Raw genomic sequence first — 14,832 nt, 5'->3', positions numbered from 1 at the left:
TCTCCCTCATAGGGAGAAAATTATTTGTTTTATTCAATTTAATCGACCCTCTTAGGGTTAAGGATTTAATAATCCCCTAAAGTTTCTGGATTTTGTGAAAGTGCATTTTCTAACTGCTCATCACTGGGCGCCTTTCCGTGCCATGCGTGTGTATGCATCATAAAATCAATACCATTACCCATCATGGTGGTCATTACGACACAAACTGGTTTTCCTTTCCCAGTTCTGGTTTTTGCTTCTTTCAGGCCATCAATAACTTGTTGTAATTCATTACCATTTTCAATCTCCAAAACATCCCAACCAAAAACTCTAAATTTTTCAGCTACATCTCCTAAAGGTAAAACATCGTCTGTTGATCCATCAATTTGTTGGCCATTCAGGTCTATAGTAGCAATATAATTATCGACTTTATTACCAGCGGCGTACATAATTGCTTCCCAATTTTGTCCCTCTTGTAATTCTCCGTCACCATGCAAACTGTATACAAGCTTGTTATCGCCATTTAACTTTTTTGATAAGGCTGCGCCTATAGCAACAGACATTCCTTGACCTAAGGAACCTGAAGCTATTCTTACTCCAGGTAAACCCTCATGAGTTGTTGGATGACCTTGGAGTCGTGAATTAATTAATCTAAAAGTGTTTAATTCTTCTACCGGAAAATATCCTCTACGTGCAAGTACACTATAAAAAACAGGAGAAATATGTCCGTTAGATAAAAAGAATAAATCTTCTCCATTTCCATCCATGTCAAAACCATCTTTAAGTTCCATTATCTCATTATATAATGCAACAAAAAACTCCGTACAACCAAGAGAACCTCCAGGATGCCCAGAATTGACTTTGTGAACCATTCTTAAAATATCTCTTCTTACTTGAACTACTAAGTCTTGTAATTCTTTAATTTCTGCCATCAGATTAAATTTATTTCTCTTCAAAAGTAATTGCATTCAGTCTGGTAAACAAGCTCAAATCCATTATTTTACCAAACCCTTTGCGGATTAAACTTTATTTTTTTGTTAAGGAGTTCTTGCAGGCCAGTTTCCTATATTTGCCTTTCAAAAAACAGCTTTGAAATATTCCCTATTACATAAAGATAAAGCTAGTAAAGCAAGGGCAGGAGAGATTATAACGGATCACGGCACTATACAAACGCCAATTTTTATGCCTGTTGGTACCGTAGGTACCGTCAAAGGTATTCATCAACGTGAATTACGTGATGATATCAATCCCGATATTATTCTTGGTAATACCTATCATCTTTATTTAAGACCAGGTATAGATATTTTAGAAAGAGCAGGTGGTTTACATAAATTCATGGGTTGGGATAGAAATATTCTAACGGATAGTGGAGGTTATCAAGTGTATTCTCTTTCTGGAAATAGAAAGATTAAAGAAGAAGGCGTAAATTTTAAATCACATATTGACGGATCGAGCCACTTTTTTTCGCCTGAGAGTGTTATGGAAGTGCAAAGAGTTATTGGGGCAGATATTATCATGGCTTTTGATGAATGTACTCCGTACCCCTGTGATTATGGTTATGCAAAACGTTCTATGCATATGACGCACCGTTGGTTAGATAGATGTATCTCTCATTTAAATAAAACCCCAACGAAGTATGGTTATAGTCAGGCTTTTTTTCCTATTGTTCAAGGCTCAACCTATAAAGACTTAAGAAAGCAATCTGCAGAATATATAGCCGAAGCGGATGCTGTAGGTAATGCTATTGGTGGCTTATCAGTAGGAGAACCTGCGGAAGAAATGTATGAAATGAGTGAGATTGTTTGCGATATTTTACCGGAAGATAAACCTCGGTATCTTATGGGTGTAGGAACTCCCCTTAATATATTAGAAAATATAGCACTCGGAGTTGATATGTTTGACTGTGTAATGCCAACACGAAACGCTAGAAATGGTATGCTTTTTACAGCTCATGGAACCATAAATATCAAAAATAAAAAATGGGAAGATGACTTTTCAGCAATAGATGAAATGGGAATAACTTGGGTAGATACCGAATATTCTAAAGCTTATTTAAGACATCTTTTTGCGGCCAATGAGTATTTAGGAAAACAAATAGCGACAATACATAATTTAGGGTTTTATCTTTGGTTAACAAGACAAGCAAGGGAGCATATCATTGCGGGTGACTTCGCAAAATGGAAAGAAACAATGGTAAAACAAATGGATAAAAGGTTGTAATGCTAACGATTCTAGATAAGTACATTTTAAAGCGTTATTTAATTACCTTCATTGGTATACTACTTCTTTTTATTCCTATCGGGATAATGATAAGCCTAGCTGAGAAAATCGGCAAGATTATAGATAATGAAGCGCCGTTAGCCGAAGTAATCGTTTTTTATGGAAACTTCAGTTTGGTTTTGGGTAACATCCTAATGCCAATATTATTATTTCTTTCAATTATTTTTTTTACTGCCAAACTTGCTGGAAATACTGAAATTGTGGCCATTTTAAGTTCTGGTATATCTTATTGGCGTTTTTTAAGACCATATCTTATAGGTGCAAGTCTGGTTGCAGTACTGATTTTTATAATGGGTCAATTTATTGTACCACATGCTAGTATTGGCTTTAATGAGTTTGAATACAAATATTTTAAAAAGGGTCGACAAGACAGACAAACGAAGAATATATTTAATCAACTTAATGAACGCGATTTTCTTTATGTTAGCAGCTTTGACCCAAATAGACAAATAGGGTATAATTTTACTTATGAGCATTTTAATGATGAAAATCAGCTTGATTATAAGCTATCTGCCGCAAATATTCGATGGGTTGAGAAGGACAGTACTTACAGACTTACTTCATACACCAAAAGAAAAATTAAAGATGGTTACGAGTTAGTAGAAACTAAAAGAAGATTGGACACCGTATTCAACTTTAAGATAGATGATTTGACACCGGTTTCTTACATAGCTGATACAAAGAATCTCTTTGAGTTGAATAAGTTTATTGATGATCAAAAACAAAAAGGAGCTTCAAATATTAATAGCTACGTTTTGGTAAAGTATAAACGTTGGGCATTACCAATAGCTGCTTTTATTTTAACTATAATAGCTGTTGCAGTGTCATCTGTTAAGCGAAGAGGTGGTATGGGTTATAGTTTACTTCTGGGTATTGCTTTAGGATTAGTCTACATATTTTTTGATAGAATTTTTGGGACTATGGCTGAGCAGTCAGGCTTTTCACCAATACTGGCAGTTATAATACCCAATCTAATCTTTGGAATATTAGGAATTGTATTGCTCCAAAAAGCGAAGCGATAACATAAATACGACTTAGAATAATAGTATTGCAGTATTTGATACATGTTATATATTTGTCGCACCAAACCAAATTGACTACAACATAAAATTTTATGGAATATTTAGAATTTGAACTTCCTATCAAAGAACTTGAAGACCAACTTCAAAAATGTATGATTATCGGGGAAGAAAGTGATGTTGACGTAACTGAAACTTGCCAGCAAATAGAAAAAAAGCTTGCAGATACTAAGAAAGATATTTATAAAAACTTGACCGCGTGGCAACGTGTTCAGCTTTCAAGACACCCAAATAGACCATATACGATGGACTATATCAATGCTATTTGCGGAGATACTTTTTTAGAATTACATGGTGATAGAACGGTTAGTGATGATAAGGCCATGATCGGTGGTTTAGGTAAAATTGGTGACCAGAGTTATATGTTTATTGGTCAGCAAAAAGGGTACAACACGAAAACACGTCAGTACCGTAATTTTGGTATGGCTAACCCAGAAGGATATCGGAAAGCTCTACGTTTAATGCGATCAGCAGAAAAGTTCAATGTTCCAGTTGTATGTTTTATTGATACTCCAGGTGCTTACCCAGGTATTGAGGCTGAAGAGCGAGGTCAAGGTGAGGCAATTGCTAGAAATATTTTGGAAATGACTCGTTTAAAAGTTCCAATAATTGTTGTTATTATTGGTGAAGGTGCCTCAGGTGGTGCTTTAGGAATAGGTGTTGGTGATAAAGTACTAATGCTTGAGAATACATGGTATTCAGTAATTTCACCAGAATCGTGTTCTTCTATATTATGGCGTAGTTGGGAATATAAGGAGCAAGCTGCAGAAGCTTTAAAGCTTACCGCACCTGACATGAAAAAATTAAAACTTATTGACGAAATCGTGCGTGAACCTTTGGGTGGTGCGCATAGTAATCGTGATAAAACATTTGATACCGTAAAAAACAAAATTTCAAACCATTTTGCAGAACTTAAAAAGTTATCACCAAAAGATTTGGTGAATCAGCGAATGGATAAATATGCCAATATGGGCGTATTTAACGGCTAAGCCCTGAATTTAGGTTTTTCAATATTTTATATTAATCGTTTTTATTTCTTTTTTGGAGTTGTTAACACGATTTTTAAGTTATCAACACTAATTTTGTTGAATACCTGTGAACATCCATAAGTATAATTTCAAAGTTAACTAAAGGTTAATTCCATATTTTAGCGCTCATGGACAAACCAAACCCTATTGTTGGACGTAAAATTGATAAATCGACTATTATCAATTTAGAACGTGGAAAAATACCCCCTCAAGCTGTTGATTTAGAGGAGGTTGTATTGGGTGCAATGATGATTGATAAGAAAGGGGTTGATGAGGTAATAGACATTTTACATCCTGAAGTTTTTTATAAAGATGCGCATAGGTTTGTGTATGAGGCTATTTTCAAATTATTTGAAACCTCCGAACCTGTAGACTTATTAACTGTTTCTTCTCAATTAAAGAAAGATGGTCATTTAGAAGCAGTTGGAGGTGATTTTTATTTAATTAAACTAACTCAGAAAGTAGCTTCTTCTGCTCATATTGAGTTTCATGCACGTATCATACTTCAAAAATATATTCAGCGTAGTTTGATAAAAATATCAAATGAAATAATCGAAGATGCATATAGCGAAGGCACTGATGTTTTTGATTTATTGGATAATGCAGAATCTAAATTATATGAGGTAACGCAGGGTAATTTAAAGCGTTCTGCTGAAACAGCTCAGAATTTAGTCATTCAAGCTAAAAAGAGGATTGAAGAAATTGCAAATAAAGAAGGTCTCAGTGGAATTCCGTCTGGCTTTGATAAACTTGATAAATTAACATCGGGTTGGCAACCTAGTGATTTAGTAATTGTTGCCGCAAGACCTGGTATGGGTAAAACTGCTCTTACGTTATCAATGGCAAGAAATATTGCTGTCAATGCTGAAATACCTGTGGCATTCTTTTCTTTGGAGATGTCATCTGTTCAATTAATCACCAGATTAATTTCCTCGGAAACAGGGCTTTCTTCAGAAAAATTAAGAACAGGACGTTTAGAAAAACATGAATGGGAACAGCTTAATGTAAAAGTAAAAACTTTAGAAAAAGCACCCTTATTTATTGATGATACTCCTTCGCTTTCCATTTTTGATTTAAGAGCAAAGGCAAGACGATTAGCTTCTCAGCATGGAATTAAATTGATTGTTATTGACTACCTGCAATTAATGACAGCTGGTGGTAGTCAAAAGGGTGGAAATCGTGAACAAGAGATTTCTACAATATCAAGAAATCTAAAAGCATTAGCGAAAGAATTAAACGTTCCGGTTATTGCATTGTCTCAGCTTTCTAGAGCAGTTGAAACTCGTGGTGGTAGTAAAAGACCAATTCTCTCTGACTTGCGTGAATCAGGGGCAATAGAACAAGATGCAGATATTGTTTCATTCATTTATCGACCAGAATACTATAAAATTGATGAATGGGATGATGAAGAACGCACACCAACACAAGGTCAAGCAGAATTTATTGTTGCTAAGCACCGTAATGGCGGACTCGATAATATTAGGTTAAAGTTTATCGGTAATCTAGGTAAGTTTGATAACTTAGATGACTTTGATTCTCCGTTTGAGTTTCAATCAAAGATGAATGAAAATGAAGAAAACCCGTTTGCTACTCCAAATTTACCAAGTACTGATGAAGCTTTCGGCAGTTCCTTCAATGATGATTCTAGTGCCGATGAAGACGACGTCCCTTTCTAGAACAAATCATTCTAAAAAAGAATTTTCTCTTACGGCTGAAAACCAAATATTTAGGAAGACCATTCTACCAATTGTTTTTCTTTTCACCTCCTTTTATTCCTTTGCTTCAGTAATACTTATACCTATGGATGCTGAAAGCCAAAAGAACCACTTAAAAGCTTATGGTCTTACATATTGGGTGTTGGCAAAACAACAGAAGGTACAGTGGTTACTAAATTACCGTGGAGGGGCCTTTTTGCTACCTGATGGTGATGCTGTTCGTAAAGAATGTCAAATTAGAGGTGTTTCGTTCGAAGTTTTGTCTGATGGTCAGGCTAATAGTATTTTAAGTGATATCGGCAGTCCGTCTCAAAATCAAGAAGCTGTAATATTAGAAAAAGCTCCAAAAATTGCAGTTTATTCTCCTAAAGACAATCAGCCATGGGATGACGCAGTTACTATGGTTTTGACTTATGCTGAAATTCCTTATGTAACTATTTATGATGAAGAGGTTTTAGATGACAAATTAGCTTTATACGATTGGTTGCATTTGCACCATGAAGATTTTACTGGACAGTATGGTAAATTTTATAGAAACTACAGAGCGACTCCTTGGTACATAGAAGGCAAAAGATTAGCCGAAGAACGCGCAACAAAATTAGGGTTTTCAAAAGTATCGCAAGAAAAAGGGGCGGTTGCTGAAAAAATAAGAAGATATGTTATAGGAGGTGGGTTCATGTTTGCAATGTGTTCTGCAACAGATAGTTTTGATATTGCCCTTGCTGCGGATGGGATTGATATTTGTGAGCCTATGTTTGATGGAGATCCTTCAGATGCAAATTACCAAGAAAAATTAAACTATAGTAGAACTTTTGCATTTCAAAATTTCAATTTAGAAAGGAATCCATTGCGATATGAATTTTCGTCCATAGACATGACAGCTAAACGCAAAATTCCGAAAGAGTCTGATTATTTTTCCTTGATGGAGTTTTCGGCTAAATGGGACCCAGTACCTACTATGTTAACACAGAATCATACAACTTTGGTAAAAGGGTTTATGGGACAAACTACTTCATTTACTAGGGGAGAAGTAAAACCAACTGTCATCGTATTAGGAGAAAATAAAATCAACGATGAGGCAAGATATATTCATGGTATAAAAGGCAAAGGATTCTTTACTTTTTATGGCGGGCATGACCCAGAAGATTACCAGCATAGGGTGGGGGACCCTAAAACAGAATTAGAATTGCATCCAACTTCACCTGGATATCGTTTAATTTTAAACAATGTGTTATTCCCAGCAGCTCGAAAGAAAAAACAAAAGACCTAAAGAAACATTTGCTCTAAAACTCTTTCAACTCCAAAGTCATTATTGTTTGTGGTCTCAAAATTAGCAACTCTTTTCACGTTAGGATGGGCGTTGGCCATTGCAAAACTATAATTGGCTAATTGAAGCATTTCAATATCGTTATTGTAATCTCCAAATACCAGCAGTTCATCAGACGAAATATTATATTTCTTCATTACTTTATCAAGTGCAAAACCTTTATGGGCGTTTTTATGAGAGATGTCTACCCAATTAGAGCCCGATACTTTTACCTTAAGTATTTCTTCTAAATGCTTTGTTGCTGGATAAATAAATTTTTCAGAATTCTCGAAATGATAAATTGCTATTTTTAAAATTTCATCTTTTACCTCTTCTTGACTTTCTACAACTTCAAATTGAGTGTAATATTCTTTAAGTAGCTCTATAAATTTTTCCGAAGAACCATTTACGTAAGCATTATTTGGGCTACATAAGACTGGATGCGCATTCTCGATTTTTGAAACTACTTTTAGTATGGTATTTAAATTTTCATGCTTCAGAGGAGTAGTTAACAGCACTTCCTCTTTGTTTTTTATCATAGCACCATTCTCAGCTATAAATATCATATCGTTCTTAATGGAATGTAACTTCTCTACCATACTATGATATTGGCGACCGCTAGCGGCTACAAAATGGATGTCTTTCTCTTGCATTTGCTTGAATAGCTTAAAAAATCGAGAGCTGACTTCGTGGTTAGCATTTAGTAAGGTGCCATCCATGTCTGTTACAACCATTTTAATTCTAGATAAATCCATCTAACATTTTTAGGGTATAAAGGTAAGAGTATGATATGCTAAAGTGGTTAAGTTTGTATTATTTTAGTCTAATGAAGTCTTTTCAAAAAGAGATTACTTTAAAACCTTTTCATCGAGGTTTTCACTTAATAACAGATACTATTTGTAATGCTATACCTGAATTAGGGAATGTAGCGTCTGGTTTGTTACATGTATTTATTAAACATACTTCGGCTGGTTTGACTATTAATGAAAATGCTGATCCTACTGTGCGCATGGATTTTGAGAGTCATATAAATGAAATGGTTCCTGAAAACATGAGCTATTACAAACACGATTACGAGGGGTCTGATGATATGCCTGCTCATATTAAAGCCTCTCTAATGGGGTCATCAATTCAAGTTCCTATAACGAATGGTAAACTTAATCTTGGTACATGGCAAGGAATTTATCTTTGTGAGCATCGTAACCATGCTACTGGTAGAAAAATAGTTTTAACTATTTTAGGGGCGTAACAAATATCAAATCAATTTCAATCAGAAAGTTATTAAATAAAAAAATCCTGCTCTTTACAGAACAGGATTTTAATAAGCGGGGTAAGTTTAATTAAATTTTTATTTTACTTTCTCAACGATAGCCTTAAAAGCATCTGGGTGATTCATTGCTAAATCTGCAAGAACCTTTCTGTTTAAATCAATTCCATTAGACTTAACTTTTCCCATAAATTGTGAGTAAGACATTCCATGTAATCGGGCACCTGCATTTATTCGAGTAATCCATAGTGCACGGAAAGTTCTTTTCTTATTTCTTCTATCACGGTAAGCATAAAGCATTGCTTTTTCTACCGCATTTTTTGCTACTGTCCAAACGTTTTTACGTCTTCCAAAGTAACCTTTGGCTTGCTTCATCACCTTTTTTCTTCGGGCTCTTGAAGCTACTGCATTTACTGATCTTGGCATTTCTTTTTAATTTTTTTGTAGTAGGCGGGCGATTTGGCCACTTTTTAATTTATTTTAACTCAATTTGAATTTTAATAAATTGCCCAACTCCAGGGTTAATAATTTTACCGATTTACAATTACTTCAATCGTAATTGCTCTTTAATACTATTGACATCAGACTCATGTACTAATGTAGAATGTGTCAATTTAAGCTTCCGCTTTTTTGATTTCTTAGTCAAAATATGACTCTTGAAAGCGTGCTTTCTTTTGATTTTACCAGAGCCTGTAAGCTTGAACCGCTTTTTAGCACTGGATTTTGTTTTCATTTTAGGCATTTTTCCTTTTTATGATTTATCTCCGCTTATTTCTTACTTGCTTTAGGAGCGATGAACATTGTCATTCGCTTACCTTCTAATTTTGGCATCTGTTCTACCTTACCAACTTCTTCTAATTCAGAAGCTAGTCTTAATAACAATATTTCCCCTTGGTCCTTATACACTATAGAGCGCCCTTTGAAAAATACATATGCCTTTAATTTAGCCCCTTCTTTCAAGAATTTTTCAGCATGTCGCTTTTTAAACTCATAATCATGGTCGTCCGTCTGTGGGCCAAATCTAATTTCTTTTACAATAACTTTGGTCGCTTTGGCCTTCATGACCTTTTCGCGTTTTTTCTGTTCGTACAAAAACTTTTTGTAATCAATAATCTTACAAACAGGAGGATTAGCTTTTGGAGATATCTCCACCAAATCAAGTTCTAATTCCTCGGCTTTATCTAAAGCCTTTCTTATGGGGTATACACCAACTTCAATATTGTCTCCAACCAACCTCACCTCGGGTGAGAGTATTTTTTCATTGATATTATGAGGGTTTTTATTTTCCCTTCTTGGCTGAGGCCTAAATCTTCTTCGTATTGCTATGACTTATTATTTTTAATTAAACTTATTTTTTAGAACGACTTTAAGGTACTATTTATTTCTTTTGAAACCAAGTCTGAAAATTCGATAATGCTTATGCTACCTAAATCTTCTCCTCCATGCTTTCTAACGGCAATAGTGTCGGCGTTTTCTTCGCTCTCACCTACTATCAGCATAAAAGGTATTTTCTTTAGCTCTGCCTCTCTGATTTTTTTCCCTACAGTTTCGTTCCTATTATCAATGAGCGCGCGAATTTCGTGATTTTCCAACGAATTCAAAACTTTTTCAGCATATTTTTCATGTTTCTCGCTAACAGGCAAAACTATAGCTTGCTTTGGAATTAACCACAACGGGAAGTTTCCACCAGTATGTTCCAATAATAATGCCACAAATCTTTCCATGCTACCGAATGGCGCACGATGAATCATAACAGGTCTATGTGACTCGTTATCACTACCTTTATAAGTGAGGTCAAAGCGTTCAGGTAGGTTGTAGTCCACTTGAATAGTTCCTAATTGCCAATTGCGACCAAGGGCGTCCTTAACCATAAAATCAAGTTTCGGACCATAAAATGCTGCTTCACCACTTTCAATTACATAATCCAGGCCTTTTTCTTCGGCAGCTTCGATAATTGCTTTTTCCGCCTTTTCCCAATTTTCAGCCTCTCCAATATATTTTTCAGGTTTTTCTATGTCCCTTACCGAGACTTGAGCGGTAAAGTTTTCGAAACCTAAAGACCCTAGAACATATAAAGTTAAATCAATAACATTCTTGAACTCATCACTTAATTGATCAGGTGTACAGAAAATGTGAGCGTCATCTTGGGTAAATCCTCTAACTCTAGTCAAACCATGTAGTTCACCACTTTGTTCATACCTATATACTGTTCCAAACTCGGCATAGCGTTTAGGTAAATCTTTATAGCTGAAAGGACTTGTATTATAAATTTCACAGTGGTGAGGGCAATTCATTGGTTTTAGCAAAAATTCCTCGTCATCTTTTGGTGTTCGTATAGGTTGAAAACTATCTTCACCGTACTTAGCGTAATGCCCGGAGGTGACATACAGTTCTTTTTGCCCTATATGCGGTGTTACTACCATTTCATATCCGGCCTTTTTCTGAGCTTTTTTTAGAAAATCTTCTAAACGCTCTCGTAGGGCGGCACCTTTTGGTAACCATAACGGAAGTCCTTGTCCTACTTTTTGTGAAAAAGTGAATAATTCTAATTCCTTACCAAGTTTTCTGTGATCTCTTTTTTTAGCTTCTTCGAGTAATTCTAAATATTGGGTCAGTTCTTTTTGTTTAGGAAATGAAATGCCATACACTCGTGTTAGTTGTTTGTTGTTCTCATCCCCTTTATAATAAGCTCCTGCGACGCTTAAAATTTTAACCGCCTTAACTATGCCTGTATTTGGTATGTGACCTCCTCTACATAAATCTGTAAATGTGGCGTGATCACAAAAGGTAATTTCACCATCTTCGAGATTACTTATTAAGTCAACCTTATATTCATTCTTGTCTTGATAATAAGATAATGCATCAGCTTTACTTACAGCACGCATATTGAAATCATGTTTTCCACGAGCGATTTCAAGCATTTTATCTTCTATTGATTTAAAATCTTTTTCAGAAAGAGTTGCTTCACCTAAATCTACATCATAGTAAAACCCATTTTCAATCGCCGGACCTACCCAAAGTTTAATATTTGGATATAACTCTTCTAAGGCTTGTGCTAGAATGTGTGCTGAAGAATGCCAAAATGCTTTTTTTCCTTCATCATTTTTCCAGGTATAAAGAGTAAGACTGCCATCAGTCATTAAAGGTGTAGTTGCTTCAACGACTGTATCATTAAATTTAGCCGAAATCACATTTCTTGCTAAACCTTCACTTATGCTTTTGGCTACATCAAAAGGTGAATAACCTTTTTCAACCTCTTTCACTGCTCCGTCAGGTAGCGTAATCTTTATCATCCTATTTTCAAATTAAAGTAGCAGCAAAGATAATATCTTGTGCCGATGTGGCAATTATATTAACCTGTTTCGTTTACATTAAATTTTGGATAAAGAACACATACTTAGGGTTGTATGGTGAACGAGGCAAAAGCAATAATAAAGTCTTTTAGGTAATTACAATTTATTTTCATTGTAATCTACTGATAGTAAGACAGTTGAAAGTTTTTTGAATTTTTATTGAAAAAGGTTTTGTCTGGTTAAAAAAAGGTTTTTATATTTGCACCCGCTTTGCCGATGAGGTGAGTGTTAAAGGAGATAAAAACCGTAGGGGTTTTTATTTTTTTTGAGAAGGAATGAAGAAGTTCATATACATATTGGAATAGACAGCGTAGAAGAGAATAAATAAAACCATTTTGAAGTCAAAGAACTTAGAGGGGTTGATGTAGGTATCGCGAGATATTTAACGATCAACAATGAAGAGTTTGATCCTGGCTCAGGATGAACGCTAGCGGCAGGCCTAACACATGCAAGTCGAGGGGTAACAGAGGTGCTTGCACTTGCTGACGACCGGCGCACGGGTGCGGAACGCGTATGGAACCTACCTTTATCAGGGGAATAGCCCAGAGAAATTTGGATTAATGCCCCATAGTACTGTTTGATTGCATGATTAAATAGTTAAAGATTTATCGGATAAAGATGGCCATGCGTACCATTAGTTAGTTGGTAAGGTAACGGCTTACCAAGGCAGCGATGGTTAGGGGCCCTGAGAGGGGGATCCCCCACACTGGTACTGAGACACGGACCAGACTCCTACGGGAGGCAGCAGTGAGGAATATTGGACAATGGAGGAGACTCTGATCCAGCCATGCCGCGTGCAGGATGACGGCCCTATGGGTTGTAAACTGCTTTTATACAGGAAGAAACCTTTCCACGTGTGGAAAGCTGACGGTACTGTAAGAATAAGGACCGGCTAACTCCGTGCCAGCAGCCGCGGTAATACGGAGGGTCCGAGCGTTATCCGGAATCATTGGGTTTAAAGGGTCCGTAGGCGGGCCTATAAGTCAGGGGTGAAAGTTTGTGGCTCAACCATAAAATTGCCCTTGATACTGTAGGTCTTGAGTTATAGTGAAGTTGCCGGAACATGTGGTGTAGCGGTGAAATGCATAGATATCACATAGAACACCAATTGCGAAGGCAGGTGACTAACTATATACTGACGCTGATGGACGAAAGCGTGGGGAGCGAACGGGATTAGATACCCCGGTAGTCCACGCCGTAAACGATGGATACTAGCTGTCGGGACTTCGGTCTCGGCGGCCAAGCGAAAGTGATAAGTATCCCACCTGGGGAGTACGTTCGCAAGAATGAAACTCAAAGGAATTGACGGGGGCCCGCACAAGCGGTGGAGCATGTGGTTTAATTCGATGATACGCGAGGAACCTTACCAGGGCTTAAATGTACATTGCATAGCGTAGAGATATGCTTTTCTTCGGACTATGTACAAGGTGCTGCATGGTTGTCGTCAGCTCGTGCCGTGAGGTGTCAGGTTAAGTCCTATAACGAGCGCAACCCCTACCGTTAGTTGCCAGCATGTAATGATGGGGACTCTAACGGGACTGCCGGTGCAAACCGTGAGGAAGGTGGGGACGACGTCAAATCATCACGGCCCTTACGTCCTGGGCCACACACGTGCTACAATGGCCGGTACAGAGGGAAGCCACCACGTAAGTGGGCGCGGATCTATAAAACCGGTCACAGTTCGGATCGGGGTCTGCAACTCGACCCCGTGAAGCTGGAATCGCTAGTAATCGGATATCAGCCATGATCCGGTGAATACGTTCCCGGGCCTTGTACACACCGCCCGTCAAGCCATGGAAGCTGGGAGTGCCTGAAGTCCGTCACCGTAAGGAGCGGCCTAGGGCAAAATCGGTAACTAGGGCTAAGTCGTAACAAGGTAGCCGTACCGGAAGGTGCGGCTGGAACACCTCCTTTCTAGAGACGATGCGCCTAATTGGCCCCGTTTTTTGACTAAGGAGTGGTTCTTACTCTTTTATGTTGTCTATCAATATGTTATTTAAAATATTGTGTACTGTTGTAAACAGGCCAAGACAGTCTCATAGCTCAGCTGGTTAGAGCGCTACACTGATAATGTAGAGGTCGGCAGTTCGAGTCTGCCTGAGACTACAACGTTCATATAATTGAAATACTGAATAGGAAATTCTAGAAGTTGGGTAGTAGTTAAGTACTAACTGCTAACTACTAATTACTAACGACTAGTAATTGGGGGATTAGCTCAGCTGGCTAGAGCGCCTGCCTTGCACGCAGGAGGTCATCGGTTCGACTCCGATATTCTCCACGATGGATGCTTAAAAAGTAGAATCGAGATTGAAGGAAACAAAAGAAGCTTGCTTTTAGTTGTTTCTGAGATAAGATTTTTTTAATGCATTCTCAAGATTGAAGTTTGAGGAGCAGCGTAGCTACTCTGATATACTGATAATCTTGCACAACGTTCATTGACATATTGGGACGTATTATAAAGACACGAGTCATTTATAATAAGTCAAAAGAAGAAACTTAAGTAGTAGAATAGAATACAATAAGTTAGAAGTAATTATAAGGATTACGAGAGGGCGCATATATCAAGTGATATATAGTGCGACAAGCAAATTAAGGGCGTATGGGGAATGCCTAGGCTCTCAGAGGCGAAGAAGGACGTGATAAGCTGCGAAAAGCTACGGGGAACTGCACACGAGTGTTGATCCGTAGATATCCGAATGGGGCAACCCACTATGTTGAAGGCATAGTATCCGCAAGGAGGCAAACCCGCTGAACTGAAACATCTAAGTAGGCGGAGGAAGAGAAAACAAAAGTGATTCCGTTAGTAGTGGCGAGCGAACGCGGAT

12 protein-coding genes, 2 tRNA genes and 2 rRNA genes (1 of these 16 only partly in view) are annotated in these 14,832 nt (G+C 37.2%); 10 read left to right on the top strand and 6 right to left on the bottom strand.

Features of this window, described 5'->3' with window-relative positions:
• Window positions 1-65 precede the first annotated feature (65 nt).
• Window positions 66-911, bottom strand: coding sequence for a transketolase (locus RM542_RS10350; protein WP_311385677.1), 846 nt, complete (start codon window positions 909-911; stop codon window positions 66-68).
• A 157-nt stretch (window positions 912-1,068) separates the two neighbouring features.
• On the opposite strand from RM542_RS10350, the gene tgt reads away from it, so the two are divergent.
• The 5 genes from tgt to RM542_RS10325 all read left to right on the top strand — a co-directional run bounded on the left by tgt (window position 1,069) and on the right by RM542_RS10325 (window position 7,351).
• Window positions 1,069-2,199, top strand: a complete 1,131-nt coding sequence (tgt, locus tag RM542_RS10345; protein ID WP_311385676.1) for a tRNA guanosine(34) transglycosylase Tgt — start codon at window positions 1,069-1,071, stop codon at window positions 2,197-2,199.
• The gene (locus RM542_RS10340; RefSeq protein WP_311385675.1) at window positions 2,199-3,281 is read left to right on the top strand and encodes an LptF/LptG family permease; all 1,083 of its coding nucleotides are present in this window, start codon (window positions 2,199-2,201) and stop codon (window positions 3,279-3,281) included. Before tgt ends, RM542_RS10340 begins: the two co-directional genes overlap by 1 nt.
• Before the next feature lie 92 nt (window positions 3,282-3,373).
• On the top strand, window positions 3,374-4,327 hold the full coding sequence (locus RM542_RS10335; RefSeq protein ID WP_311385674.1) for an acetyl-CoA carboxylase carboxyltransferase subunit alpha: 954 nt from the start codon (window positions 3,374-3,376) through the stop codon (window positions 4,325-4,327).
• A 167-nt stretch (window positions 4,328-4,494) separates the two neighbouring features.
• On the top strand, window positions 4,495-6,042 hold the full coding sequence (gene dnaB / locus RM542_RS10330; RefSeq protein WP_311385673.1) for a replicative DNA helicase: 1,548 nt from the start codon (window positions 4,495-4,497) through the stop codon (window positions 6,040-6,042).
• Complete coding sequence (locus RM542_RS10325; protein WP_409220543.1) at window positions 6,002-7,351, top strand: asparagine synthetase B; 1,350 nt, start codon at window positions 6,002-6,004, stop codon at window positions 7,349-7,351. The genes dnaB and RM542_RS10325 overlap by 41 nt, the downstream gene beginning before the upstream one ends.
• On the opposite strand, the gene RM542_RS10320 is transcribed toward RM542_RS10325, so the two are convergent.
• Entirely contained in the window at window positions 7,348-8,142 is a 795-nt protein-coding gene (locus RM542_RS10320) for an HAD family hydrolase (RefSeq protein ID WP_311385671.1), read from the bottom strand. The two genes, RM542_RS10325 and RM542_RS10320, sit on opposite strands and share 4 nt — an antisense overlap.
• Before the next feature lie 71 nt (window positions 8,143-8,213).
• Between RM542_RS10320 and RM542_RS10315 the strand changes: the two genes are divergently transcribed.
• Window positions 8,214-8,636, top strand: coding sequence for a secondary thiamine-phosphate synthase enzyme YjbQ (locus RM542_RS10315; RefSeq protein WP_311386099.1), 423 nt, complete (start codon window positions 8,214-8,216; stop codon window positions 8,634-8,636).
• 99 nt (window positions 8,637-8,735) lie between these two features.
• On the opposite strand, the gene rplT is transcribed toward RM542_RS10315, so the two are convergent.
• The 4 genes from rplT to thrS form a co-directional block, all read right to left on the bottom strand.
• Window positions 8,736-9,080, bottom strand: coding sequence for a 50S ribosomal protein L20 (gene rplT / locus RM542_RS10310; protein WP_311385670.1), 345 nt, complete (start codon window positions 9,078-9,080; stop codon window positions 8,736-8,738).
• 118 nt (window positions 9,081-9,198) lie between these two features.
• Entirely contained in the window at window positions 9,199-9,396 is a 198-nt protein-coding gene (gene rpmI / locus RM542_RS10305) for a 50S ribosomal protein L35 (RefSeq protein ID WP_073181711.1), read from the bottom strand.
• A 26-nt stretch (window positions 9,397-9,422) separates the two neighbouring features.
• Window positions 9,423-9,980: a translation initiation factor IF-3 gene (gene infC, locus RM542_RS10300; RefSeq protein WP_409220542.1), complete on the bottom strand. Its 558-nt coding sequence runs from the start codon at window positions 9,978-9,980 to the stop codon at window positions 9,423-9,425.
• A gap of 29 nt (window positions 9,981-10,009) precedes the next feature.
• Window positions 10,010-11,947: a threonine--tRNA ligase gene (gene thrS, locus RM542_RS10295; RefSeq protein ID WP_311385669.1), complete on the bottom strand. Its 1,938-nt coding sequence runs from the start codon at window positions 11,945-11,947 to the stop codon at window positions 10,010-10,012.
• Between the two features lie 452 nt (window positions 11,948-12,399).
• Between thrS and RM542_RS10290 the strand changes: the two genes are divergently transcribed.
• From RM542_RS10290 to RM542_RS10275, 4 genes are all read left to right on the top strand, one after another.
• Window positions 12,400-13,921, top strand: a 16S ribosomal RNA gene (locus RM542_RS10290).
• Window positions 13,922-14,039: 118 nt separating this feature from the next.
• A tRNA-Ile gene (locus RM542_RS10285) sits at window positions 14,040-14,113 on the top strand.
• Between the two features lie 98 nt (window positions 14,114-14,211).
• A tRNA-Ala gene (locus tag RM542_RS10280) sits at window positions 14,212-14,285 on the top strand.
• Between the two features lie 299 nt (window positions 14,286-14,584).
• Window positions 14,585-14,832: ribosomal RNA gene (locus RM542_RS10275) — 23S ribosomal RNA — on the top strand; it runs 2,571 nt beyond the window's last position.
• Together the 16S and 23S rRNA genes with 2 tRNA genes alongside form the textbook arrangement of a ribosomal RNA operon.

It is taken from the genome of Croceitalea sp. P059, from assembly GCF_031846365.1.
Taxonomy (GTDB): domain Bacteria; phylum Bacteroidota; class Bacteroidia; order Flavobacteriales; family Flavobacteriaceae; genus Croceitalea; species Croceitalea vernalis.
This window is presented reverse-complemented; position numbering and strand designations above follow the sequence as displayed.